This is a genomic window from Psychromonas sp. SP041, assembly GCF_000470315.2.
In the GTDB taxonomy this organism is placed as follows: domain Bacteria; phylum Pseudomonadota; class Gammaproteobacteria; order Enterobacterales; family Psychromonadaceae; genus Psychromonas.
Map to the genome: position 1 here is coordinate 55,639 of NZ_CBRF02000017.1, position 25,595 is coordinate 81,233.

At 35.9% G+C, this 25,595-nt stretch carries 21 protein-coding genes; 16 read left to right on the plus strand and 5 right to left on the minus strand.

All coding sequences use genetic code 11. The annotated features are described in order from the left end of the window. Positions 1-713: 713 nt before the first annotated feature. The 3 genes from SP041_RS11115 to SP041_RS11125 all read right to left on the minus strand — a co-directional run bounded on the left by SP041_RS11115 (position 714) and on the right by SP041_RS11125 (position 5,103). Positions 714-1,643, minus strand: a complete 930-nt coding sequence (locus SP041_RS11115; protein ID WP_137297775.1) for a Gfo/Idh/MocA family oxidoreductase — start codon at positions 1,641-1,643, stop codon at positions 714-716. Between the two features lie 578 nt (positions 1,644-2,221). Further along, positions 2,222-4,558 carry an AsmA family protein gene (locus SP041_RS11120; RefSeq protein WP_170968543.1) on the minus strand — a complete coding sequence of 779 codons (2,337 nt, stop codon included), beginning with the start codon at positions 4,556-4,558 and terminating at the stop codon, positions 2,222-2,224. Between the two features lie 83 nt (positions 4,559-4,641). Then, positions 4,642-5,103, minus strand: coding sequence for an Lrp/AsnC family transcriptional regulator (locus SP041_RS11125; protein ID WP_137297777.1), 462 nt, complete (start codon positions 5,101-5,103; stop codon positions 4,642-4,644). Between the two features lie 177 nt (positions 5,104-5,280). Between SP041_RS11125 and SP041_RS11130 the strand changes: the two genes are divergently transcribed. Then, entirely contained in the window at positions 5,281-6,348 is a 1,068-nt protein-coding gene (locus tag SP041_RS11130; protein WP_137297778.1) for a PLP-dependent cysteine synthase family protein, read from the plus strand. A gap of 196 nt (positions 6,349-6,544) precedes the next feature. Beyond that, positions 6,545-7,705, plus strand: a complete 1,161-nt coding sequence (locus SP041_RS11135; RefSeq protein ID WP_137297779.1) for an endonuclease/exonuclease/phosphatase family protein — start codon at positions 6,545-6,547, stop codon at positions 7,703-7,705. A gap of 439 nt (positions 7,706-8,144) precedes the next feature. Here SP041_RS11135 and suhB read toward each other — a convergent pair whose 3' ends face one another. Continuing rightward, positions 8,145-8,933 carry an inositol-1-monophosphatase gene (suhB, locus tag SP041_RS11140; RefSeq protein WP_137297780.1) on the minus strand — a complete coding sequence of 263 codons (789 nt, stop codon included), beginning with the start codon at positions 8,931-8,933 and terminating at the stop codon, positions 8,145-8,147. 564 nt (positions 8,934-9,497) lie between these two features. Between suhB and trmJ the strand changes: the two genes are divergently transcribed. The 14 genes from trmJ (at position 9,498) to SP041_RS11210 (ending at position 23,637) form a co-directional block, all read left to right on the plus strand. Then, positions 9,498-10,256, plus strand: a complete 759-nt coding sequence (trmJ, locus tag SP041_RS11145) for a tRNA (cytosine(32)/uridine(32)-2'-O)-methyltransferase TrmJ (RefSeq protein ID WP_137297781.1) — start codon at positions 9,498-9,500, stop codon at positions 10,254-10,256. Positions 10,257-10,436: 180 nt separating this feature from the next. After that, complete coding sequence (iscR, locus tag SP041_RS11150) at positions 10,437-10,913, plus strand: Fe-S cluster assembly transcriptional regulator IscR (protein ID WP_137297782.1); 477 nt, start codon at positions 10,437-10,439, stop codon at positions 10,911-10,913. Between the two features lie 17 nt (positions 10,914-10,930). Next, entirely contained in the window at positions 10,931-12,145 is a 1,215-nt protein-coding gene (locus tag SP041_RS11155; protein ID WP_137297783.1) for an IscS subfamily cysteine desulfurase, read from the plus strand. Between the two features lie 46 nt (positions 12,146-12,191). Beyond that, the gene (iscU, locus tag SP041_RS11160; RefSeq protein WP_137297784.1) at positions 12,192-12,572 is read left to right on the plus strand and encodes a Fe-S cluster assembly scaffold IscU; all 381 of its coding nucleotides are present in this window, start codon (positions 12,192-12,194) and stop codon (positions 12,570-12,572) included. 72 nt (positions 12,573-12,644) lie between these two features. Next, the gene (iscA, locus tag SP041_RS11165) at positions 12,645-12,968 is read left to right on the plus strand and encodes an iron-sulfur cluster assembly protein IscA (protein WP_137297785.1); all 324 of its coding nucleotides are present in this window, start codon (positions 12,645-12,647) and stop codon (positions 12,966-12,968) included. Positions 12,969-13,130: 162 nt separating this feature from the next. Continuing rightward, the gene (hscB, locus tag SP041_RS11170; protein ID WP_137297786.1) at positions 13,131-13,640 is read left to right on the plus strand and encodes a co-chaperone HscB; all 510 of its coding nucleotides are present in this window, start codon (positions 13,131-13,133) and stop codon (positions 13,638-13,640) included. Between the two features lie 56 nt (positions 13,641-13,696). Then, entirely contained in the window at positions 13,697-15,565 is a 1,869-nt protein-coding gene (gene hscA / locus SP041_RS11175) for a Fe-S protein assembly chaperone HscA (RefSeq protein WP_137297787.1), read from the plus strand. A 29-nt stretch (positions 15,566-15,594) separates the two neighbouring features. Further along, positions 15,595-15,933 carry an ISC system 2Fe-2S type ferredoxin gene (gene fdx / locus SP041_RS11180; RefSeq protein WP_137297788.1) on the plus strand — a complete coding sequence of 113 codons (339 nt, stop codon included), beginning with the start codon at positions 15,595-15,597 and terminating at the stop codon, positions 15,931-15,933. A gap of 442 nt (positions 15,934-16,375) precedes the next feature. Further along, positions 16,376-16,576: a Fe-S cluster assembly protein IscX gene (iscX, locus tag SP041_RS11185; protein ID WP_137297789.1), complete on the plus strand. Its 201-nt coding sequence runs from the start codon at positions 16,376-16,378 to the stop codon at positions 16,574-16,576. Positions 16,577-16,633: 57 nt separating this feature from the next. Next, positions 16,634-17,929, plus strand: coding sequence for an aminopeptidase PepB (gene pepB / locus SP041_RS11190; RefSeq protein ID WP_137297790.1), 1,296 nt, complete (start codon positions 16,634-16,636; stop codon positions 17,927-17,929). 316 nt (positions 17,930-18,245) lie between these two features. Further along, positions 18,246-18,650: a hypothetical protein gene (locus SP041_RS11195; protein WP_137297791.1), complete on the plus strand. Its 405-nt coding sequence runs from the start codon at positions 18,246-18,248 to the stop codon at positions 18,648-18,650. 576 nt (positions 18,651-19,226) lie between these two features. Continuing rightward, entirely contained in the window at positions 19,227-22,271 is a 3,045-nt protein-coding gene (locus SP041_RS11200) for an FAD-binding and (Fe-S)-binding domain-containing protein (protein WP_137297792.1), read from the plus strand. 8 nt (positions 22,272-22,279) lie between these two features. Next, positions 22,280-22,744, plus strand: a complete 465-nt coding sequence (locus SP041_RS11205) for a hotdog fold thioesterase (protein ID WP_240791457.1) — start codon at positions 22,280-22,282, stop codon at positions 22,742-22,744. 53 nt (positions 22,745-22,797) lie between these two features. Next, entirely contained in the window at positions 22,798-23,637 is an 840-nt protein-coding gene (locus SP041_RS11210) for a S1-like domain-containing RNA-binding protein (protein ID WP_137297793.1), read from the plus strand. Positions 23,638-23,759: 122 nt separating this feature from the next. Here SP041_RS11210 and SP041_RS11215 read toward each other — a convergent pair whose 3' ends face one another. Continuing rightward, a complete protein-coding gene (locus SP041_RS11215; RefSeq protein ID WP_137297794.1) occupies positions 23,760-25,394 on the minus strand; it encodes an FMN-binding glutamate synthase family protein in 1,635 nt (544 codons plus the stop codon). Positions 25,395-25,595 lie beyond the last annotated feature (201 nt).

A 25,595-nucleotide genomic window follows, 5' to 3' on the forward strand; every position in this document is an offset into this window, starting at 1 on the left:
ACATAATAATTAAAAGGGAATAGTTTACAAACTACTCCCTTTTTTATTGTTTTCATTCTGAGCAAGTCTTTATTCTTAAACCCAATAAAATTGCCTAACGTTATATTAGGAATTTCAATAACAGTTATCTCATCTATTTATATCAATTGATTAACCTTAAGAGCATACTGAATTGTTGCGCATTATTTTTTAGCTCAACCGCGTCCACTCAGTCATTAAGTTGCCTCAAATTAATTTTAATTTAAAGGTTACTTCAAAAAGGAAAATATCATGAGTAAAGGCCAAGACAGTAAAAAAGCGACTAAAAAGAAACCACTTTTAACTGCAAAAGAAAAGAAAGCGGCAAAAGCCGCTAAAAAGCCAGCCAGTGCTTTTTTAGCTAATTAAGTTAAACATTGTTGTATCTGAATAAATAAAATCGAATGAATAACTTATGTGCTTTTTGTAAGGCTTAGGTCATCACTAGTCTGACTAATATCGAAGGCCATCGTTTCATTCGATGGTCTTTTTAATAAAGCTTTGTTAGTGAAATGAAAACTATTCTATTAACCTATTAACCTATTAACCTATTAACCTATTAACCTATTAACCTATTAACCTATTAACCTATTAACCTATTAACCTATAATCTATTAATTAATAGATAAAAACCTTACTAACAAAGTCTCTTATTGATAAACCTTTATTAACAGTAAATCACTCATTATCTCTGTTTACACTTTGTTATTTTCACGACACTTCATAATGTATAGCGCGGTCATTAAATCAAGATGAGCACCGCCACCGTTTTTAAATAACGTGATCTCTTTATCCGTTTTACGTCCGCTATCACCATTACATAGTTGGTAGAAGTCAGCGATAACAGCATGTTCATTGATAACACCTTGTTTAATTGGGATAGCTAACTCACCTATATCGTGAATGGCCGTTTCTCTGGCATCAACAAAAATACGTGATTTTACGAGTAGTGCATCATCAGCTTCTCTCATGTCTGGACGGTATGCACCAATTAAATCAACATGAGTTCCTTCCTTAATCCACTTACCTTTAATGAAAGATTCGGTCGACATAGTAGAAGATGAAACAATGTCTGCATCACTCAATGCTTCAGAAAGATCTTGGACAGCTACAGCCCCTTTTTCTTTAGCGAGTTTCTGTGCTTTTTCAAAAGTACGATTCCAAATAATCACTTTTTCTAAATTAGGAAACAAAGCTCGATAAGCATCAATGATTGACGATGCAACGGCGCCAGCGCCAATAACGGTTAACACTTTACTATCAGGTCTTGCTAATAACTTTGCTGCAAATACAGAGTCGCCAGCCGTTTTCCATTTAGTGACTAACTTGCCATCAATAATAGCGAGAGGGATGCCAGTTTGATCATCAAATAGAGTAAAGATTGAATTAACACTTGGAATAGGCGTTGGTAATTTTGCGTTATTTGGAAATATAGTCGCCGTTTTAACCCCTATTCCTTTATTTTTTATCCATGCTGCACGACTCAATAACGCATTTTCATCATGTTTAAATAGAATGTCATCTATGTCTGCTCGAGGTGCTTTATGTCCTTCATGGAACGCTGTGCAAAGCGCTGTCCATGATAATTTACTTTCAATATCTTGTGCATTAATAAATGGAAGCATGGTAAATGAATTCCTTAAGTTAGATTAAGTTAAATGAGGTCAAATTAAATTGATGTATGACGTGTCACCTTTTTTGTTTTTACTCTCGATTTTCTGATATAGATACTTTAGAAAATCATTTTCTATTAATGAGTTATATCATTAATCTCGTTTTTAATCTTGTCTCTTGGTATTTTAGGAAGTTACTATCATCGCTTTCTAGGTGTGTTGTACGTGGTGTTTAAGTTGTATTGGTTACCAAAGCCATTACAGGAGGTTGCTCTTTAGTTTTTATTTAATTAAAGCTAGTGGTATATTTTTATGTTTACGAATTTTTAATTGGGGGAAGGGCTGTTAATATTAACTCTGATAAATAGCTGATCTATTTTACTTGCTAAAAAATTAACTTCTTTGTTGTAAATTTTGTAAAAGGAAACAATCATTTACTTCAATTTATACCTCGAATTAAATTTTTTATGCGTCAAATTTAGATCACATACTTAACGTAATTGGTATCAGTATAAATAAAAAAATAGCTGATACAGTTTTCTGAATCAGCTATTTATTATTTTATTTTTAAGTGGTTAAATAAACGTTATTTAAAAAAAACTTTTCAGTTTATCTTTCAAATCTTTTGCTTCTTCTTTTAATTCATCACTGGATTTATTACCTAAAATAGCGTCTTTTGCTTTTTCTTGTAACGCTTTTTTTCCTGCTTCAATTTTCTCTTTTAAAGCGGATTCAGTGTCTAAATTAAATGATGGTTTAGTAAAGGTACCTTTAATCAATAATGGAATCGTTACGCCATCAAGGTCTAAGAAGTCAGTTTCTTCACCCGCTTTTGAAAGAGGGGTTACACCTAATTTGTAATTAAGGGCTTCAGTAATTGTATTTGCAGTACCTGCTCCATCCAAACGCATAACAGGAGATGACATCAATAATTTTTGATTATTAGCGATACCATCTTGTACCGTAAACTCACCAATTAATGATGCAAAGTCTGTTTTCTTAACAAGCTTGTCAGGTGCTATTGTTTTACCTTTTATTTTTGCTTTTAAAACACGTATTTCTTGCGAAAGATTAATACCGTATAACTCGCCATTAAGGATTTTAAAGTCACCTTTTGCATTCACACCTTGTTGTATCTTAGTTGACGTTAATCCTTTACCGTCTGCTACTAAGTTAAAGTTTGCAGTGCCACTTAATAGGTCTACTTTAGCTGCGTCTTTCAACAAGTCAATTAGTACAACATTCTTGATAGACGTTGTCGCTTTATATTGATTTTCACCACCTTTCTCATCAATCCATGCATCAATGTTTAATGAACCATTATAAAGCTGTGCATTTAATGGGCTGATGGTTGCTTTACCATTTTTAACGGTTAAGCTATTAGTGATTTTACCTATTCTAATATCTTCATATAATAAGCCTGCGATCGTTAAGTCACCTTTAATATCAAGCTCTTTTAAAATGCTTAAGTCAGGTTCTGTTTCAGCTGCTTGCTCACCTTTTTCTGTAGTAGCTGCATCATCATTTTGATCTGCGGTTTTCGTTAGGTATGGATTTAAATCCCATGTATTACCTTTTAAGCTGTAACGAATAACAGGGACGGTTTGTTGGATAAAGCTAAGTTGTCCACCTAACTCTATATCGTTTACTGTTGATTGTAGTGAATCGATACTTAATTTTTGTTTTGCAAGGTCATAGCTAATTTCACTTTCTATTGTGCTATTAATTTTATTCTTGCTGATCGCTGGTACATTTAATTCACTAACTAGTTTGAATTGTTTAATTAATATTTTCTCAAAGTCACTGACATTTATTTCTTTAAATGAAAGGTTTACGTTGCCTTGTAAGTCTTTACCTTCGATTGTGTTTTTTAATTCAAATTGATCTATTTTTGCAGTTTGTTTTTGTATGTCTGCCGCTAGGTTGGTTTGTAAGTTTGTGTTTAATGTATTATTGCTTAAAGCACTGCCCGTCAAACTACTTGTTAATGTTAGTTTACCAAGCTCTAATTCATTGTGATTAGTTATATGGATATCACTACTGTTAATGTAAATGTCACCATCTAAGTATGAACCAGTGAATTTATTGTTAATTGTGATTGCTTTAATATCTAACTGCTTTGTATCTACTTTATAGGTTAAGCCACTAGTGAAGGTTGTATTTAGTGTGCTATCTGCTAGCGCATCACTTAATACTTTACTTTCAATAGTCAAGCCAGTCAGTTCAATGTTATTCAATGTTGAATCTATAAATATATCGGCTTCTAGTGCGATATCAGCATCTACTTGTTCATTCTTAAACGAGCTCGTTAAACTAAAGTGTGATTTTTTGTCGAAAGCAAACTCGCTTAATACCATACTTTTTATTGCGATTTTTTGGTTTTCATTCGTTTGGTGATCAATAATTTGCAATTCTGCATTGGTTAATGTGATACCAGATAAAACAAATTGAGAAAGGTCAACGGCTTCTGTTGATTGCTCTTCTTCGGTCACAGGCGTTTCTTCTTTTGCTGCTTCTGCAACGACTTCAGTACCTTCAGCTTGTAAATTATCTAAGTTTGATGAACCGTCTTTATTGGTAATAAGGTTAAAATTAACACCGTCTAATATAATTTCACCTACTTCTATTTTCCCTGAAATAAGTGGTAATACATTAATTGATATCGATGCATTTTGAACATCTAAAAAGGTTTTTTCTTCGAATTCAGGATTGTTGTATAACGTCACTTGGCCACTTTTAAGGCCTAATAAAGGGTATAAGCTCCAATCGAGTTCACCAGTGATCACTAAATCTCTATTGATATTCGTTTTAACTTGTTCTTGGATTTGCTGCTTATAATCATTTGGATCAACAACATTGATGACAATTACCACGGTTAAAATTAAAAGCACAATCAGTGCGGCGGCTAACTTTAGAAACAATTTCATTAAAAACATCCTTATACGGGAATTAGGTATTCATTAGAGATAGTGACAGTGTAATGTGTTAAACGTTCAGGATCACTATTTGATTACATTATAGGAAGTTCGGTAGTAAATTTTAACTGCTGCATAGCAAAGCTAGTATTTACATCGGTTAATCCATCTACATCATTTACTAATTGCTGATAGAAGTGATCATAACTACGCATATCTTTAACAATCACTTTGAGTAAGTAATCATATTCACCTGCCATTCTATAAAACTCTAAAACTTGTGCAAATCCTTTTACTTGCTGTACACAGTTTCGCAGCCAGACTTCCGAATGTTGCTGCGTTTTGATTTGTACAAAAGCGACCAGTTCTAGGCCTACCTTTTCAGGTGCAATTAATGCAACGCGCTTTTGAATAACACCTTCATTTTCTAAGCGTTTAATTCTGTTCCAACATGGCGTACTGGTTAGGTTCAATTGCTCTGATAATTGCTGTAATGATAATGAAGCATCTTGCTGTAGTAGGGTGATTATCTTTTTATCCGTAGCGTCTAAGCTCATATTACCTCTTCAATTTTTTCTATAGGGTAAGTTGCTCTATAGGATGAGTGTTATTTTCTTTATATTTAATTTTAACAGAAAAATATTTTTTATTGTGGCTTATTAGAAGATTTATAGGACGTTAATTCTGTTTAAGCAAAGGTAAACTAGCTTTATTATTTAAACAGGAAAAATATTATGAATCATCAACGTCAATGGGTAAGTGCGGCCATCGCCAAAATTCAAGCTGATTTCCAACGTAGTGCCGATACGCATTTAATTAAAGTCGATTTACCGCAATTAAAGGGCATTGATATTTACCTTAAAGACGAGAGCACACACCCAACGGGAAGTTTAAAGCATCGTTTAGCTCGCTCTTTATTTTTATATGCATTATGTAATGGCAATATCAAAGAAGATACGGTGATAGTTGAGGCCTCATCTGGCAGCACTGCGATTTCTGAAGCGTACTTTGCTCGTTTGTTAGGATTACGTTTTATTGCTGTAATGGCTAAATCAACCAGCATACAAAAAATTACAGAGATAAAGCGTTATGGTGGTGAGTGTTTCTTAGTGGATTCAACCAATTTAATTTATGCAGAATCAGAACGGTTAGCAAAAGAGTTAAATGGGTATTATATGGATCAGTTTACTAATGCTGAGCGCGCAACTGATTGGCGCGGTAATAACAATATTGCTGACTCTATTTTTATACAAATGCAGCATGAGCCACACCCAATACCCACTCATATTGTAATGAGTGCTGGAACGGGCGGCACCAGTGCAACTATTGGGCGTTATATTCGTTATCATCAATTAACGACGGAGTTAACTGTTGTTGATCCTGAAAATTCGGTTTTTTATGATTATTATTTAACCGGAGATAAACAGTTAATTAACGGTAAAGGAAGCTTAATAGAAGGGATTGGTCGACCTCGTGTTGAGCCTTCATTCATCGCTTCTGTGATTGATAATATGTTGTGTGTTGATAATAAACAGTCTATTGCTGCAATGTTATGGACTGCGTCATTATTAGGGCGAAAAGTGGGGGCAAGTACCGGCACTAATATGTTTGGTGTGTTAAAGCTCGCACAGGAAATGATTGAGCAAGGGCAAACCGGATCGATTGTTACATTGATGTGTGACCGTGGTGAGCGTTACACTAATAGCTATTATGATCCGCAGTGGGTTGCTTCTAATATAGGTGATATTAGTTTGCAGCAAGAGTGTATTACACACTACCTTGATAAAATAACGAGTGAGTAGGCTACATGTTCTGTGGTTATTTTATAGTTTCTCTGTCCCCATTCTTATTCACTTTAAATCTAAGACTTTAAAAGGAGTAAATAAGCGATAGCGGGCATTTATGCTTATACTCTGACTTCTCTGTGCGATACTATTGTTTAATTAATAATTTATCTTATTCATGTTTCATCACCACGCTCAATAATGCTGATTAAACATGAATAGAAAAGAGGATTTTGTGCCAATTAACTCTATTTCCCTTCTATCTGCCAATAATGAAGCTTCTAGTGATGATTTATCATCAACGGAACAAGTTGAACAAACGCAAATTAAAGTAGCGACTTTTAACCTGTTTAATTACCTTGCTCCACCTGATGCATTTTATGATTTTGATCGTATCTATTCAGCAGAGCAGTGGCAAAAAAAGGAAAATTGGATTGCTTCTTATTTGCAAAAACATCAACCTGATATTATCGGGTTTCAAGAGGTCTTTAGTATTGAAGCTCTTGAGATATTGGTAAAAAAACAAGGTTATGAATATTTTGCTGTAGTAGATAAGCCAACAGTCATTGATGATTTTATTCATCGAGACCCCGTTGTTGCTTTAGCGAGTAAATTTCCTATTACGGAAGTTGCTGCGGTGAGTGTTGATAAAGAGCTCGCAGTGCAATTAGGTTTAACAGAAACATTTAACTTTAGTCGACAAGTGGTAAGAGCAACCGTTGAGCTTCCTCATTTAGGTTTATGTGATTGTTATGTTGTGCACTTTAAATCTAAACGTGCTTCATGGCAGGGAGAAGTCGATAAATTAAGTTCATTAGAAGGCAATGTATTATCGCAATTCAAAGCGCAGGTCGCTGGTGGTTGGGCATCATCTATTCAACGGGGTAGTGAGGCGACGTTATTAATGATGCAAATGATTGAAAGAAGAGCCAAAAAAGGCAATGCCATGATGTTAATGGGAGATTTTAATAACCCATTAAAAGACGGTATTCTCGCACACCTGGTTACGCCCAATATGTTGTTCAATAATGATCAAAATCAGCAGAGGCTTGTTAAGTTTTATACTTTACGAGATGCATGGGATTTATATGAAGCCAATCATCAAGCTAATAAGCAAATGACTGGCGATGCGAATCAGGAAGTTGAAGCTGATAAATTGTTAACTCGTGGTGCGACACATTATTTTGGTCAAAGCAGTTCGGTCTTAGATTATATTCTGCTCTCTAGTGAGTTTGATGCTGCTGAACAATCAAGTTACTTTGAAGTCAGTGACTATATTAATACTGATAAACATTTAATTAACCCAAGCTTTGATGTCGATGGTGAAAGCACTGATCATGCAGTGGTCAGTATCAATTTAACATTACGCAAATAAGGTTAGCTTTCATATTCTATAGCTTCTCTAAATTAGAATATAAATATGGTAGTTTGTTGTATTCATAATGTATTGCTTTTTTCTAGTTTAGTTTATTAATTTTTTAATGGGTAAATTAAAAAAACTTACGATAACTTAAAATAACTTAAAAAAAGAAAAGGGCTCATGGTTAAAGCGTTGTACAAATAGACGGTCAGTCTTGTGATGATTTATTTCAGTATATTGGTTGTAGTTCAGCGCTAGAGCTCGATGAAGTTAAGTTTGTTAGGGTAGGGGTTAAAAGATAAAGAGCTAAAAGGTAAGGAATAACGGTAAAGCTAGGTGGCAACGTTTAATGTTTAAGTTTATAAAACGTGACTTTTATTAAAGCGTAGACATAAAAAAACCAGATCGAATGATCTGGTTTATTTTAAATCTAATGGTTTTATCAGTTTAACAATTAAGCGTTATGCTTACGGATAACTGTTAACATTTCTTTTAAAAGCTTTGGATTAGCAGCAACAACATCACCAGACTTGAAGTAATCGTTACCACCATTAAAGTCTGTCATCATTGCGCCAGATTCTTTAAGTAATAATTCGCCTGCAGCGATATCCCAAGGTTTTAAACCAAATTCCCAGAAACCATCCATACGGCCAGCTGCAACATAAGCTAAATCTAGTGCTGCACTACCACTACGACGCATATCTGCAACATCAGTAAAGAAGTCTTGGAATATGTTCAGGTAAGTTTCAAGGTTATATTTTTGTTTGAATGGGAAACCAGTTGCTAATAAAGTACCCGCTAGTTTTGGTACAGTACTTGTACGAGTGCGGTAACCATTGATTTGTGCACTTTGGCCACGAACAGCAGAGAATAATTCATTGCGGATTGGATCAAAAACTACGCCAACTTCAGTGCGGCCTTTAATTTTTAATGCAATTGAAACAGCAAAATGAGGGATGCCGTGAATGAAGTTTGTAGTCCCATCTAATGGGTCAATAATCCATTGGTGATCAGTATCTGCACCGTTATCAATACCTGACTCTTCAGCTACGATGCTGTGGTCTGGGTAAGATTTACGTAACGTACCAATAATTGCTAATTCAGCTTCTTTATCAACGCTGCTTACATAGTCGTTAAGTGATTTTTCTTCAACTTCAACAGACTCTAAATTTTCATAACCTTTAACAATTACTTTACCCGCATTACGCGCAGCACGAATCGCAATATTTAACATTGGATGCATAGGATCACCATTAGATTTTAAAAGAACATGAAGGGAGATTCCTTCGGCGCGAAATTATACACAGGTCACATAATTGTGCAATATTTTAATCGGTTAAATTTTAGCCTGTTAACTAAAAGCCCTTCATTGTTAATCGTGCTTTTATAACCCTGATTAATTTGAATCAATTATTGATGTTTGATGGGGGGTAATACTTAGATAGTTGTTATTTTCAATTCATATTTAAACAACATTACCTAAATTGATGCGTTGTTATTCTAATAACATTAGAATTTTTAGCACTCTAATAAAGTTTAATAAACATAAATCTATTTAAATTCAGTTGGTTATGAATATTAATTTAAAGTTGTTTTTAGGGGAGCTTTGGGAGTACTTAGTTATCATGGTTCATTTTATGCCCTCGACATTCTTGGCTTCTCTATAATAAGAGGAGTTTTCTATATTTCTCTTTAGACGATAACCGGTGTATTTAGTCTAAAATGCTCTCCCTGAATGGTTTAGTTGTTACATAAACAGTGCTAAACTTTGCGCTCAAAAAAATCACTGAATGACGAAGGAAAAACAATGCTAGACAATGTTCGCATTATATTAATTGGCACCTCTCACCCTGGCAATATTGGCAGCGCTGCTAGAGCAATGAAAACAATGGGTTTAACTGATTTAGTGTTGATTGATCCTGAATGTGAAATCGATGGTAAGTCTGTTGCGCTTTCTGCTGGGGCAAGTGACGTATTAAAAAATCACAAAGTCTATAAAACACTCGACGAAGGGATTGCTGATTGTGGACTAGTCGTTGGCGCAAGCGCGCGACCTAGAACCCTTGATTGGCCTATGTTAGACCCAAGAGAAATGGGTGTTAAAGCAGCAAGTGAAAGTAAAAAACACAAAGTAGCATTAGTATTCGGTCGTGAAAATAGCGGTTTAACTAACGATGAATTACAAAAGTGCCATTTTCATGTGTTTATTCCTGCAAATCCAGACTATAGCTCGCTAAATTTAGCCATGGCAGTACAAACATTAAGCTATGAAGTTCGTATGGCATCATTAGCTTCAGACGCCTTTCCTGAAGTGGAGGAAGAATATCCAAGAGCCTCTGATTTTGAAGGCATGCTTGCACATCTTGAAAAAACATTATTCCAAATCGGATTTATTGTGCCAGCTCATCCTGGATTAGTAATGGATAAATTACGTCGCCTATTTAATAGAGCAAGACCAGAGATCAACGAATTAAGAATGCTTCGTGGTATTTTCAGTAGTATGCAAAAATCAATAAATAGTATCGAAGTCGATGCTGATAAAGAAAAAGACATTAACAAAAAATAAAACGAAGTTAAGTTTAGGTAATGTAGCGCAGTTTATGTGATCAAATTGAGGAGTTTAATACCCGACTAATTTTGTCAGGTATTTACTTGACTAATTTTGTCAGGTATTTATAATATTTGCATTAAGTCACTCGTTAATTAACTGATTTAGTTAATTGACACTCACAATAGCGAACTCTATATGAAATTAACTTCTAAAGGCCGTTATGCGGTCACTGCGATGCTAGATGTTGCAATAAAAGAGCATAATGGTCCTGTACCACTTGCTGAAATTTCTGAGCGTCAAGGAATATCGCTTTCATACTTAGAGCAACTATTTTCTAAGCTTAGACAAAAAGAGTTAGTGAGCAGTGTACGTGGCCCAGGTGGCGGCTATAAATTGGGCAAAAGCAAATCAGAGATTTCAGTGTCAATGATCATTGATGCAGTAAATGAAAGTGTTGATGTGCGTAAATGTTCAGGAAAGGGCGCTTGCCAAGAGGACGGAGTGCAGTGTCTTACCCATTCTTTATGGGAACAGTTAAGTACGCGTATTAGTTCGTTTTTAGATGGTATTACATTAGAAGAATTAATGGCCAGCGAACATGTACAAAACGTGTCAGAGCAACAGAACAATAAATTTACTAATAGCGAACTGCTTAATATTATCTCGAAATAGAGGCAGTGGAGAAAAAAATGAAATTACCAATTTATCTTGATTATTCAGCAACTACCCCCGTTGACCCACGCGTTGTTGAAAAAATGGTGCAGTATTTATCAACAGATGGTGACTTCGGTAACCCAGCATCTCGTTCTCATCGTTTTGGTTGGCAAGCAGAGGAAGCTGTGGATATTGCTCGTGAGCAAATTGCAGACTTACTTAATGCTGACTCTCGTGAAATAGTGTTCACTTCAGGTGCGACTGAATCAAATAACCTTGCTATTAAAGGTGCTGCGCATTTTTATAAGAAAAAAGGTAAACATATTATTACTGCTAAAACTGAGCATAAAGCGGTTTTAGATACATGTCGTCAATTAGAGCGTGAAGGGTTTGAAGTCACTTACCTTGACCCGAAAGAAGACGGCATTGTAACACCAGAACAATTAAAAGAAGCATTACGTGATGACACGGTATTAGTAAGTTTAATGCATGTTAATAACGAAATTGGTGTTATCCAAGATATTGCTGCTTACGGCGAGTTATGTCGTGCAAATAAAACAATCTTACATGTTGATGCTGCACAAAGTGCCGGTAAAATTGAGATTGATGTGCAAAAAATGAAAGTAGATTTAATCTCTTTCTCTGCTCATAAAATTTATGGTCCTAAAGGTATCGGCGCATTATATGTTAGTCGTAAGCCTCGTATTCGTTTAGAAGCTCAAATGCACGGTGGCGGCCACGAACGTGGTATGCGCAGTGGTACATTAGCAACACATCAAATAGTTGCTATGGGCGAAGCTTTCCGCATCGCAAAAGAAGAAATGGCTAGCGAAAATGAACGTGTTTTAGTATTACGTAACCGTTTACTTAACGGTGTGAGCGATATGGAAGAAGTTTATGTAAACGGTTCATTAGAAAACCGCGTTGCAGGTAACATCAATATCAGCTTTAACTACGTTGAAGGCGAATCATTAGTAATGGCATTAAAAGACTTAGCTGTTTCTTCTGGTAGTGCATGTACTTCTGCAAGCCTTGAACCTTCATATGTATTACGTGCCATTGGTCGTGATGATGAATTAGCACATAGTTCAATCCGTTTCAGTATTGGTCGTTTCACGACAGAAGCTGAAATTGATTACGCAATTAAAATTATCCGTGAAAATATCGGTCGTTTACGTGATATGTCGCCTCTATGGGATATGTTCAAAGAAGGCATCGACATTAACAGTATTGAATGGTCACACCATTAATTAATACGCACGTAAACATTATTCAACGAATACAAGGAATACACTCATGGCTTATAGCGAAAAAGTAATCGACCATTATGAAAACCCACGTAACGTAGGTTCATTTGATAAAGATGATAAAAGCGTTGCAACTGGAATGGTTGGCGCACCTGCTTGTGGTGACGTAATGAAATTACAACTTAAAATTGATGCTAACGGTATTATCGAAGACGCTAAATTCAAAACTTACGGCTGTGGTAGCGCAATTGCTTCAAGCTCATTAGTAACAGAATGGGTAAAAGGTAAATCATTAGAAGATGCTGCAAAAATATCTAATACAGATATTTCAGCTGAGCTTGCATTACCGCCAGTTAAAATTCATTGTTCTATTCTTGCAGAAGATGCAATTAAAGCAGCAATTGAAGATTACAAAAGTAAAAATGCTTAAAAAAGTAATGTTAGATGGTGATCGTTGATCATCATCTATTATTGCTTATGAATTAAATAAACGGAGTCAATTTTGGCTATTACACTAACAGAACCTGCTGCAAATCATGTGGCAAACTTTTTAAAGAACCGTGGCAAAGGCTTAGGCTTACGTCTCGGTGTTAAAACATCAGGCTGTTCTGGAATGGCTTATGTACTTGAGTTTGTAGATGTTCTGAATGATGACGATGAAATGTTCACTGACCACGGTGTTAACATCATAGTTGATAAAAAAAGCTTACTTTATATTGATGGAACTGAATTAGACTTCGTTAAAGAAGGTCTCAATGAAGGTTTTGAATTTAACAACCCAAACATCGATGGTGAGTGTGGTTGTGGTGAAAGCTTTAGCGTATAAATGACGCTGTATTGATATCATGAAGTCTGACCGATACATTTGTATGGTCAGACTTTGTTGTTTTATTCTTATACCAATTTTATTCAATAACGAAATAGGCGATGATGCCATTCGTTAGATTAATCTAAATGAAATCGGTATTTGCCAAGTTAGGAAATTGTTTTGAATTACTTTGAGTTATTTTCTCTACCTGCTGTTTTTTCTGTTGATAAAACGCAGTTATCTCAAACCTACCGTGACTTACAAAAACAATATCACCCAGATAAGTTTGCAATGCAAGACGATAGTACTCGTTTAAAGGCAATGCAAAAAAGTACAGAAATCAATGATGCTTTCCAAACGTTAAAAGACAGTTGCCTACGCGCTCAATATCTATTAAAGCTGAGTGGCTTAGATATCGAACTAGAACAGCGTACTTTGCAAGACACTGGCTTTTTGATGCAGCAAATGGAATGGCGAGAAAAAATCGCTGACTTTACTGCGGATGACGAAGATGAAATTGAAGACTTTAATAAAGAAATTTCAGCACTCGTTAAGGGTTTAGAAACAGAGATTGAAGCTGCTTTAGAAGCAAAGCAGTTAGAGCAAACAGCAACATTTGTTCGCAAATTAAAATTCATGTTAAAACTGCAAGTTGAAATTGAGTTATTAGAAGAGAAGTTATTCGACTAATTTCTTTGGCTAACTCTGTGACTAGCAGTATTCGGAAATAATAGGACTATAATCGCATGGCATTACTTCAAATTGCAGAACCTGGTCAATCAGCAGCTCCTCATGAGCATAAATTAGCTGTTGGCATTGATTTAGGAACGACCAATTCATTAGTCGCTACCGTGCGTAGTGGTAAAGCGACAACGCTAACTGATATGGAACAGCAAGATATGCTGCCATCAGTGGTTAATTATGCGCTATCTGCTGAGAATACCCCCCAAGTCTTGGTCGGCAAGAAAGCATTAGAAAAGTCGGTAAGTGATCCTCTTAATACCCTCGTATCAGCAAAACGTTTAATGGGTAAATCTTTAGCGGATTTAGACCAAACACATTTGCCTTATGAGTTTTCTGCCCATGAAAGTGGTTTAGCACAAATAGAAACGGTTTGTGGCCCTATCAATGCAGTACAAGCTTCTTCTGAAATTCTGAAAGTATTAGCACAACGTGCAACGGAGAGTTTGCAGGGTGACTTGAGTGGTGTTGTTATAACAGTGCCTGCTTATTTTGACGATGCACAACGTCAAGGAACAAAAGATGCCGCGCGTTTAGCTGGGTTACATGTATTACGTTTATTAAACGAACCAACTGCAGCAGCGATAGCTTATGGTTTAGACTCTGGTAAAGAAGGTTTAATTGCCGTTTACGATTTAGGTGGCGGTACCTTTGATATTTCTATCTTACATCTGCATAAAGGTGTTTTTGAAGTATTAGCTACTGGCGGTGATTCTGCATTAGGCGGTGATGATTTTGATTTAGCGATTGCTGAATGGATACAATCAGAAGCAGGTATTAGTGGTGATATTACGCCACAATTACAACAAGAATTATTGAAAACAGCACGTGCGGCAAAACAATCATTAACAGATAACGAGCAAGTTGAAATAACCTTACAAGAAGTGCAATGGTCAGGTACATTATCAAAATCTACCTTTGAACAATTAATTGCTAAGTTAGTGAAAAAAACAGTGCGAGCTTGTAAACGTGCATTAAAAGATGCCAATACGAGTTTAGAAGAAATCGTTGAAGTCGTGATGGTAGGTGGATCGACTCGCGTACCATTAGTACGTGCAGAAGTTGCTGAGTTTTTTGGTAAAACATTATTAACGAGCATTGACCCTGATAAAGTGGTTGCGGTTGGTGCTGCGATTCAAGCAGATATTTTAGTGGGTAATAAACCTGATTCTGAAATGTTATTATTGGATGTTTTACCGCTGTCTTTAGGGTTAGAAACGATGGGGGGCTTGGTTGAAAAAGTGATCCCACGTAACACCACTATCCCTGTTGCTCGTGCACAAGAATTTACAACGTTTAAAGATGGCCAAACGGCTATGATGATTCATGTTTTACAAGGTGAACGTGAATTAGTATCTGATTGTCGTTCATTAGCTAAGTTTGTCTTAACTGATATTCCACCAATGGCAGCGGGTGCTGCACATATACGTGTTACTTTCCAAGTCGATGCGGACGGTTTATTAAGTGTGACAGCGATGGAAAAATCATCGGGTGTACAAGCGTATATTGAAGTTAAACCAAGCTATGGTTTAAGTGATGAACAGGTAATGGGAATGTTATCTGACTCTATGACCTTTGCTGAAAAAGATATTCAAGCGCGTATGTTAGTTGAACAACAAGTAGAAGCAAAACGTGTTGTTGAAAACCTACAAGCAGCAATGCAAAAAGATGGTAAGCAATTACTCAATGAACAAGAATATACACAAATAGCAACGGCTATCGATGCGTTAATGACGCTTGCTAATGGTGATGATTTAAATGCCATTAAAGAAGCGATTGAAGCAATTGATAAATTAACTGATAGCTATGCAGAACGACGTATGGATGTATCAATCAAAGCTGCTTTAACGGGTCACACCGTTGACGAAATTTAAGCTAAATTTAATAAAAGAAAGGTTTTAAGATGCCAAAAGTTATATTTTTACCACATGAAGAATTATGTCCAGATGGTTTAGTTGTTGAAGCTGAAGATGGCGAAACGATTTTAGATGTTGCTTTGAAAAATCATATTCATATTGAACATGCTTGTGAGAAATCATGTGCTTGTACAACTTGTCACGTAGTTGTTCGTGAAGGTTTTGATTCATTAGAAGAAAGTGATGAATTAGAAGATGATATGTTAGACAAAGCTTGGGGACTTGAATCAGAGTCTCGCTTAGGCTGTCAAGCTTGCCTTAAAGGTGAAGACTTAGTCGTTGAAATTCCAAAGTACACAGTTAACATCGTGTCAGAAAATCACTAGTCATCACGATTACAATGAGTATTAATACTATTAATGCTCATTGTTTAAAATCAGTTAATATAATCTATTGTATTAGCTGATTTTTAATCAATTTTTATTACCGCTAATGTTTAAGCTGTAACTTTCTACTGCTAACTCCTGCCATCTCTATTTATTTATCTTTACTTCTCCCTTTTAGTGATTAATTTCTGCCTTTATCTTTACTCATATTTTGTTTTTTTAAGTTGATTATCTCTCTCTTTCGATTTTTGTAAAACAGATATGCTTTTGCCTTGAAGTCCCTTATTACTTAAGAGTAAGATTAGAGACATACTTGTTTAGATTAGTGTTATTGATTAAATAATCCTTTTATTAATGTAGCCAAGTTAAAAACTAACTTAAAGCTTAGCTTCCAATAATATTAAAGCAGTTAGTCACCCAATTTTATTTTAAGGATAACTTAATGATATTAAAATGGACCGATTCTTTAGAGATTGCACTTGCATTAATTGAACAATATCCAGAGCAAGACCCACTTGCTATACGCTTTACTGACCTGCGTGATTGGGTATTAGCATTAGAAGATTTCGATGATAAGCCAGAGCATTGCAGTGAACGTATTCTAGAAGCAATTCAACTGAGTTGGATTGATGAAAATGATTAACAATATCAATGTATAAACGCGATCTAAGACTCGTATTTATACCCATTAAGGAATGTTATGAACCAACCATTTTTAGTAAATTTATCGGATCAAAAGGCAAACCCTGTTTGGGGTGAGAACGCTTTATTATCTTTTGATCAACAGCAAGCAACGATTCACCTTAATTATAGAGATGACGTATTATCTCAAGTGCAAAGTGCTGCGCGTAAATTAGATAACATGTCATTACCTAAAATGAAGTTAGTGGGTGAACAATGGAATTCAGATTTATGTTGGGCATTTTGCCAAGGTTTTTATAATGCAAAAACAGGTGCGGATGTTGAATTTCCTGAGTTAGATGAAGAGGCGATCGATTCATTAAAAACCAAAAAGCTAATTAATGAATGGGTAAGAGAAACCATTAATCTAGGTCCTGCTGTTGTCACCCCTGAAGTGTTATGTGAAAAAGCCTGTCTATTATTAGAGCAAGTGTGTGCTGATAAAGTACCATTAAAGTATAAACTTATCTTTGGTGAACAACTCAATGTTGATGGTTATGTAGGGATTTATGAAGTCGGTAAGGGCAGTGTCAATATGCCATGTATGCTGCAACTTGACTATAACCCAAGCGGTGATGAAGATGCTCCCGTTGATTTTGCTTTAGTCGGTAAAGGTATTACCTTTGACTCTGGCGGCTACAGTTTAAAACCAAGCCCTTCTATGGCGGCAATGAAAAGTGATATGGGTGGTGCTGCAACGGTTACTGGTGCTCTCGCATTAGCAGCTGCAAATGGGCTACAAAAGCGCGTTAAATTATACTTATGTTGTGCTGAAAATATGATCAGTGGTAAAGCCTTCAAACTAGGTGATGTTATTCATTATAAAAATGGCGTTAGCGTTGAAGTCTTGAATACTGATGCTGAAGGGCGTTTAGTGCTCGCTGATGGTTTAATTGCAGCACAAGAAGATGGTGCTAAACAAATCATTGATGCCGCTACTTTAACGGGTGCAGCTAAAGCAGCCGTTGGGCGTGATTATAATTGTATTTTAAGTATGGATGATGAGTTTACTGATTCAGCACTTGAAGCAGCAAAAGAAGTAAATGAAAAGCTATGGCGTTTACCATTAGAATCGTTTCATCTACAACAGATTGGTTCTGCATTTGCTGATATTGCAAATATCCACAGTGGTGGCGAAAGTATGGCTGGTGCCTCTACAGCTGCCGCTTTCTTAGCTAAGTTTGTAAAAACACCTGAGCAAAATTGGATACATTTTGATTTGTCTGGAAGTTATCAACTTACTGCAAATGGTAAATGGGCTGTCGGTGGGAAAGGGCATGGCATAGAAACTATCAGTAGCTTATTACTTAAGTAAGTAATTAAAGGCAGTTTTTAGCTGCTAATAAGCGAAACACTTAATAACCATCAAAGAGCCAATATTAGCAATGTGATATTGGCTTTTTTTATGGTTATTATTTTTTTGATAATACTCCCTATTCGTAGAACTTAATGATGATCAAATAGGATATTTAGAGGTGTTATATTGATTAATGTTTTTGACATATTCAAAAGCGTGAAATTAATATTTAAATTACGTATAATCTATATTTTTTTGTACAGGCACGATATGCCTAAATACATATTATATACGAGTTGAGAAAATAGCGATGGTTGTTAAAGCATTAATCTTCATGTTCAGTTTTTTATTATTAAGTGGTTGTTCAACGAATTCTATCGGCCCTATTGAAGCAGGGGAAGACAGTTACCTTATTAGTAAAGAGCAAACTGTTTTTTCAGATAAAGAAGATAAGCTATTAGCTTCTATTCTTTCTCAAGCGAATGAATACTGCTTAGAGAAAAATCGTTTTATGGAAGTGAAACATCTCAACGAATATACTGGTTTCTTTGGTAATGATACTAAGACTACGTTAGTTTTTGCATGCTTAAGTCAAAAAGAAAAAGAATATGAACAGCTTGCTCCTGTTGTCATTGTATCGCCTCCGGCACCTGCAGTTGAAGTTCCTAAAACTGTCGCTCCTGTGGTTGTGAAAGAGCCTGAATTTCCGCCAAGTAAGTTGACTAATTACGCTTTTTAAAGCGTGGTTCTTTAGCTTTAGTAGTAATTTAATAGGCCTTTAAACAGTCTATATATTAAACCTTATACTAAATGCTTATGATCAATAGCCCTGTTTAAGGGCTATGCTTAATAGATGTATTTAATAACGACTTTTAATAACTATCTTTAATAGCTACCGTTTAATAATCGTGCTTAATCATCCTGATTTAATAGCTTCTCTGCTATGGTGAAGTATCATTACTACAGATAATGGCTAGGTTGTTTTGGACGAGTATTTCCTAACTCATCATTCCTAAGCCTTCACTTATTTCTTTTTCTATCACATTTTGTTCAACGTCACTTTTACCAAATATTATTCGAATTAATAAAACCATTAATTGGCCAATGACTCTTTAATTCAATGCTTCTTTGAAATTGAACAATTAAAATTATTGCATGTAAATCTTAATGATAATTACTATCTTAAATAATGTTTGAAATTTTAGCTTTAGGGATGATCATTTATGCGCTAAATCCTTATTTTATTGTTAATTATGCTATCATCTTCGTCTATTTTATCTTCAAAATACCATTACTGAATTAGAGCGCTCTACACATGATCCCAAACTTAAACCACCAAGAGAATATCAAGCAGGATACTTTTGCGTTTATCAAAGCATTAAGCGAAAGTGATTATTCAGGTGAAATAGCTAAAAGTTATGCAAGCCGTTTAGCCGTTGCAACAGATAACAGTGTTTATCAATGTTTACCACAAGCAGTTATTTACCCTAAATCGACAGAAGATATTATTGTCATTTGTCAGCTTGCTCAGTTACCTGAATTTATTGATATTCGTTTCTCCCCTCGTGGTGGTGGTACGGGGACTAATGGTCAATCTCTGACTAATGATATTGTGCTAGATTTATCGAAACACATGAACAATATTCTTGAAATTAATGCGGCGGAAGGTTGGGTTCGTGTTCAGACAGGGGTGGTTAAAGATCAATTAAATGATTATTTAAAACCACATGGTCTATTCTTCTCTCCTGATTTATCGACAAGTAACCGTGCCACTATTGGTGGCATGATCAGTAATGATGCATCAGGACAAGGTTCATTACTTTACGGTAAAACAAGTGATCATGTTCTTGCGTTAACCTCGGTATTAATCGATGGGAGTTTGTTAGAAACTAAACCTCTATTACCTATTGATTTGATAGAGCAAGTTGAACGTGATGACGCTATTGGTGCAATCTACCGCCAAGTTATCGATACTTGTGAGACTCAACAGCAAAATATTGAAGAGACTTTTCCTAAGTTAAATCGTTTTCTAACCGGTTATGATTTAAAGCATGTGTATGATCCAAGCACAGGCATTGTCGATTTAACGCGTATTTTATGTGGTGCTGAAGGCTCGTTAGCCTTTATCACTGAAGCGACGTTACATGTCCAAAAAATTCCAACTTATCGTACTTTGTTCAATATTAAATATGATAGTTTTCAATCGGCTTTACAAAATGCGCCTTTTTTAGTTGAAGCAAATGCATTATCAGTTGAGACAGTCGATTCCACAGTATTAAACCTAGCGAAGCAAGATATCGTTTGGCATAGCGTAAAAGATTTAATTAGCGATGTGCCTGGGCAAGTACTAGACGGCATTAATATCGTTGAATTTGCAGAAGCTGATGAAACGATCCAACAACAAAAAATCGATGCATTGATTATTATGCTAGATGCGTTGATCAGTAATAAACAAGCAGGTGTGATCGGCTATCAAATTTGTAGTGATTTAAGCGACATTAACAAAATTTACGGTATGCGCAAAAAAGCAGTCGGTTTATTAGGTAAAGCTGATAGTCGTGCAAAACCGATCGCTTTTGCTGAAGATACCTGTGTTCCGCCTGAAAATTTAGCGCAATATATTATTGAATTCCGTCAATTATTGGATGATAAAGGTTTGCATTACGGCATGTTTGGTCATGTCGATGCCGGTGTTTTACATGTACGTCCTGCATTAGATCTATGTGACCCAGAACAAGAAAAATTGATGCGTGAAGTATCAGACAAAGTCGTTGCCTTAACGGCTAAGTATAAAGGTTTGATGTGGGGTGAGCATGGCAAAGGTTTCCGTAGTGAATATGGCCCTGATTTTTTCGGTGATGTTTTATTCAATGAATTAAGAAAAATTAAAGCTGCGTTTGACCCTAAAAACCGCGTTAATCCAGGCAAAATTTGTACACCAATCGATTCAACGGATCAGTTGGTGAGTGTTGATGCAGTTAAGCGCGGTACCTTTGACCGACAAATCCCGATCAAAATACGAGAAAGTTACAAACAAGCCGTTGATTGTAATGGTAACGGTTTGTGCTTTAACTATGATACAAAATCACCAATGTGTCCGTCTGTTAAAGTCACTCGGGATCGTGTTCATTCACCAAAAGGTCGTGCTGGCTTAATGCGTGAATGGTTACGTCAATTAGCGAATAACGATATTGATGTTCTACAATTAGAAAGTGATTTGTACGCAGGCAAAAATGCGAGTATTTTTACTAAATTCAAAAATACGTTAGCTAAACGCAATGGCGAATACGACTTTTCACATGAAGTGATGGAAGCAATGCAAGGTTGTTTAGCGTGTAAAGCTTGTAGTAGTCAATGTCCTGTGCAAGTTGATGTACCTACGTTTAGATCTCGGTTCATTCATTTATACCATGACCGTTATTTACGCCCCGTGAAAGATTATTTTGTCGCTTATGTTGAACAATACGCTCCAATAATGGGAACAATGCCACGCTTTTTTAACTTCTTTACTGGGTTGAAAGTGACGTCTGTTTTGACTGAAAAAATAGTCGGTATGGTGGATATTCCGCAGCTTTCATCTCCAACACTAAAATCAGCATTGAAAGATAATGATATTACAGAGTTTGATTTAGAAAAATTACAAGCATTAACGGCTGAGCAACGTGAGCAGTATGTATTAATAGTGCAAGACCCATTCACTACTTATTATGATGCAGACGTAGTACGTGACTTGATATTAACGATTAAAAAGCTAGGTTATAAGCCAGTTGTTTTACCATTTAAGCCTAATGGCAAGCCACAGCATATTAAAGGCTTTTTAAGTAAATTTGCTAAAACGGCTAATGACTCCGCTGAGTTTTTGAATCAAATGGCGGCGTTAAATATTGCTATGGTTGGGACAGATCCCGCGATGGTATTATGTTATCGTGATGAATATAAGCTAGCGTTAGGTGAAAAACGTGGTCAGTTTAATGTTCAACTATTTCAAGAGTGGTTAAAACCACGATTATCAGGCGAACCTAAAAAATCTGAAAATGCAGACTTTTTCTTATTAGGTCACTGTACTGAAAAAACGGCTGAGCCTACCTCTGCAAATGACTGGTCATCTATCTTTAAGCATTTCGGTGGATCATTATCTGAAGTTGCAGTGGGATGTTGTGGCATGGCTGGAACCTATGGTCATGATGCTGGTAAGCTTACCGAATCAAAAGCTATTTATAGTTTAAGTTGGGAAGCTGAAATAGCAAAACGCGATAGAGCACAATGTGTTGCGACGGGATATTCTTGTCGTAGCCAGGTGAAACGTATTGAGGGTGAAACACTTAAGCACCCGGTACAAGCATTACTGAGTTTATTATAAGACGCTGAATGAAAGCTGATGCCAACAGAATAGTAGAGGGCGCAATGAGTATTTGGAAAAAAAGCACTGAAATAAGTCGCTTAAATACAATAAGTGAAAATACTATTATTGAACTGTTAGGCATCGAATACACTAAGGTCGGTGATAATTTTATTCAAGGCACTATGCCTGTGGATAATAGGACGCATCAACCTCATGGATTATTACATGGTGGCGCATCAGTTGTTTTAGCTGAAACTCTCGGTAGCGTTGCTGCAAATTTAGCGGTAGCAGACGATAAAGTCTGCGTTGGGTTGGAAGTGAACGCTAACCACATTAGAAGTATTAAGAAAGGCATAGTAACGGGAACAGCAACCGCTGTACATATTGGTTATAGTACGCAAATTTGGCAGATAGAAATTTGTAATGAGCGTCAGCAATTAGTGTGTACTTCAAGATTAACTGTTGCCGTTATCGATAAGCCTAAACAATAAAAACTAAACACTAAAATCTTCATATGATGAGGATTATTTAAAAAGAGAGAATTATGATTAAAGTAGGCACTTATAACGAACTTAAAATCGTTAAAGAAGTGGATTTTGGACTCTATTTAGATGGAGGACAAAATTTTGGAGAGGTATTATTACCAAAGCGTTATGTTACTGATGAAATGAATATTGGTGACAGTATTACAGTATTTTTATATTTCGACTCTGAAGACCGTTTAATTGCAACGACACAAAAAGCAAAAGCGATTGCTGGTGAGTTTACTTCGTTAAAAGTAATCGATACTAACCGTGCAGGTGCGTTTTTAGATTGGGGATTACCAAAAGATTTATTGGTACCATTTAACCAACAAAAAGTAGCAATGAAAACTGGCTTTGGTTATGTCGTTTATGTATATCAAGATGATATCAGTGAGCGTTTACTTGCTTCATCTAAATTAGATCGATTTTTAGATAAAGTACCTGCTGAATATAAAGTCGGTGAAAAAGTTGATTTACTCATTGCAGACCGTACTGATATTGGTTTTAAAGCGATTATTAACCATAAACACTGGGGCGTTATTTTTGAAAATGATGTCTTTGGTGACCTTGGTATTGGTAAAAAGTGTAAAGGCTATATTAGACGTATTCGTGAAGATGGAAAAATTGATTTAAGCTTAACGCAAACAGGTTATGCGAAAATGGATGGTTTATCTGACCGTATATTATTAACGCTTAGACAACATGATGGATTTTTACCATTATCAGATAAAAGCAGCCCGGATCAAATTGCTAAAATTTTGAAAATGAGTAAAGGCAACTTTAAAAAAGCCATTGGTCAATTATATAAAAATGGCGATATCGTGATTGCAGATAATGGCATTACGATCACTAATAAGTAATAAAACTTAATAGTGATCGTGTTGATTAAAAGCGCCTCGGCGCTTTTTTGTTATCTGGTCATAAAGCTTTCATATTCTCTTTCATTAACGTTATTATCGTTTACTTAATATGAATAATAACGCTAGTCTGCATTAGCTAACTTAAGAATAAAGAGATCATTCACATAGAACTGATCTGCACTACTGGTTTCCCACCATTGCTGCCATGGTTCTGGAATATTCAAGTTATTGATTAAAGCATTAGAGGCAAGTGGCTTCGTAATACTTTCCATTGAAACTTGTCCACCACAAGGTGTGCGTTTTTTGATCATTTGTGGTGTAAGTTTAGCCGCAGTATCTAACCCCATGCTACCGATTAATTCAAAAAAGCTCGCTAACGTATTATGGTGAAAGTTTTTTACACGTTCGCTTTTAACTTGGATATCTAATGCTTTTGAGCGGGCTTGATCTTGCGTCGCAATCCCGGTTGGGCAAAGGTTTGTATTACAATGTCTTGATTGAATACAACCTAATGCCATCATCATCGTTCTAGCGGCATTAACAACATCGGCACCCGCTGCAATTTTAGTTAATATATCAAAACTAGAAGCGGTTTTTCCTGCCGCAATGATTTTGACTTTATGACGCAATCCCACGCCAATTAATGCGTTGTTAACAATATGAATACCTTCTAAGCACATTAACCCTAAACGATTTGAAAACTCTAATGGCGCAGCTCCTGTGCCACCTTCGGCACCATCAACAGTAATGAAGTCAGGTGTTATACCTGTTTCAACCATTGCCTTACAGATACTTAAAAACTCAGCAGGGTTACCAATACAAAGTTTAAACCCAACAGGTTTACCACCGCTTAACTCTCGAAGTTGTTGCACGAATACGAGTAGTTCTTTTGGTGTTGTACATTCAGGGTTTATTGCTGGTGAAATACAATCTCGGTCTTTTGATACCTGTCTAATACGTGCAATCTCATCAGTGATTTTGGCTTTTGGTAGTACACCACCATGACCAGGTTTAGCGCCTTGAGATAATTTTATCTCTATCATTTTTACTTGTGGTAACTCTGCTGTTTTCTTAAAGCTAACTGGATTAAAACGTCCATTATCATCGCGACAACCGAAAAGACCTGTGCCTATTTGCCACACTAAATCACCACCATGTTTCAAGTGGTAAGGACTTGCAGCACCTTCGCCTGTATTATGAAAACAACCTGCTTTTTTAGCGCCTAAATTAAGTGCTTCAATGGCATTAGGGCTTAATGCGCCAAAGCTCATTGCAGATATATTTAAATAAGATGCAGAGTAGGGCTGCTGGCAATTTTGCTCGCCTATCAATACACGTTGAGTTTGATGTGTTAAGTGTATTGGAGATAGAGAGTGCCATAAGCTTAAATAGTTATTTTCCATTAAGTCTCGTTGTGTACCAAAAGCAATGGTGTCACGTTCATTTTTAGCACGTTGATATACCAAAGAGCGTTGCTCTCGGTTAAAAGGCATCTCTTCAGTATTGTTCGCAATAAAGTACTGTTGAATTTCGACGCGATAAGACTCAAGAAAATAACGTAGGTAAGCAACAACAGGGTAAAGGCGATTCAAAGTATGACGGCTATAAAATAAATCATAAAAACCAACAATCGTAAAAGCTAATGTTGAAATGAGTAAGATAATGCTCAATATGCTTGGGCTATACACATAAAAGTAAGCGGTTGAAAAATTGCCCAATATGGCAATTAACCAAACAGCTTTTTGCATGATAGTCATAAAGTATTCCTATATATTTTTATTGTTATGTTTTTTGAATGATAAAAGGTGAGAGTAGCAACTTGTTTGGGTATTTCCATAGGTATGGATGAGAAACTTGGTATACAGGTATAATCCCTATTATTATTTTTTTAAATGAAAGTTTAAAGTGACTTTACAACCCATCGGCAAATAAGCCATAACAAATATGTTATAGCTTAT

Bases quoted from the DNA above. Each gene is read 5' to 3' on its own strand.
- SP041_RS11115 (WP_137297775.1), bottom strand. From the start codon at position 1,643: ATGCTTCCATTTATTAATGCACAAGATATTGAAAGTAAATTATCATGG.
- SP041_RS11120 (WP_170968543.1), bottom strand. From the start codon at position 4,558: ATGAAATTGTTTCTAAAGTTAGCCGCCGCACTGATTGTGCTTTTAATT.
- SP041_RS11125 (WP_137297777.1), bottom strand. From the start codon at position 5,103: ATGAGCTTAGACGCTACGGATAAAAAGATAATCACCCTACTACAGCAA.
- SP041_RS11130 (WP_137297778.1), top strand. From the start codon at position 5,281: ATGAATCATCAACGTCAATGGGTAAGTGCGGCCATCGCCAAAATTCAA.
- SP041_RS11135 (WP_137297779.1), top strand. From the start codon at position 6,545: ATGAATAGAAAAGAGGATTTTGTGCCAATTAACTCTATTTCCCTTCTA.
- suhB (WP_137297780.1), bottom strand. From the start codon at position 8,933: ATGCATCCAATGTTAAATATTGCGATTCGTGCTGCGCGTAATGCGGGT.
- trmJ (WP_137297781.1), top strand. From the start codon at position 9,498: ATGCTAGACAATGTTCGCATTATATTAATTGGCACCTCTCACCCTGGC.
- iscR (WP_137297782.1), top strand. From the start codon at position 10,437: ATGAAATTAACTTCTAAAGGCCGTTATGCGGTCACTGCGATGCTAGAT.
- SP041_RS11155 (WP_137297783.1), top strand. From the start codon at position 10,931: ATGAAATTACCAATTTATCTTGATTATTCAGCAACTACCCCCGTTGAC.
- iscU (WP_137297784.1), top strand. From the start codon at position 12,192: ATGGCTTATAGCGAAAAAGTAATCGACCATTATGAAAACCCACGTAAC.
- hscA (WP_137297787.1), top strand. From the start codon at position 13,697: ATGGCATTACTTCAAATTGCAGAACCTGGTCAATCAGCAGCTCCTCAT.
- fdx (WP_137297788.1), top strand. From the start codon at position 15,595: ATGCCAAAAGTTATATTTTTACCACATGAAGAATTATGTCCAGATGGT.
- iscX (WP_137297789.1), top strand. From the start codon at position 16,376: ATGATATTAAAATGGACCGATTCTTTAGAGATTGCACTTGCATTAATT.
- pepB (WP_137297790.1), top strand. From the start codon at position 16,634: ATGAACCAACCATTTTTAGTAAATTTATCGGATCAAAAGGCAAACCCT.
- SP041_RS11195 (WP_137297791.1), top strand. From the start codon at position 18,246: ATGTTCAGTTTTTTATTATTAAGTGGTTGTTCAACGAATTCTATCGGC.
- SP041_RS11200 (WP_137297792.1), top strand. From the start codon at position 19,227: ATGATCCCAAACTTAAACCACCAAGAGAATATCAAGCAGGATACTTTT.
- SP041_RS11205 (WP_240791457.1), top strand. From the start codon at position 22,280: ATGAAAGCTGATGCCAACAGAATAGTAGAGGGCGCAATGAGTATTTGG.
- SP041_RS11210 (WP_137297793.1), top strand. From the start codon at position 22,798: ATGATTAAAGTAGGCACTTATAACGAACTTAAAATCGTTAAAGAAGTG.
- SP041_RS11215 (WP_137297794.1), bottom strand. From the start codon at position 25,394: ATGACTATCATGCAAAAAGCTGTTTGGTTAATTGCCATATTGGGCAAT.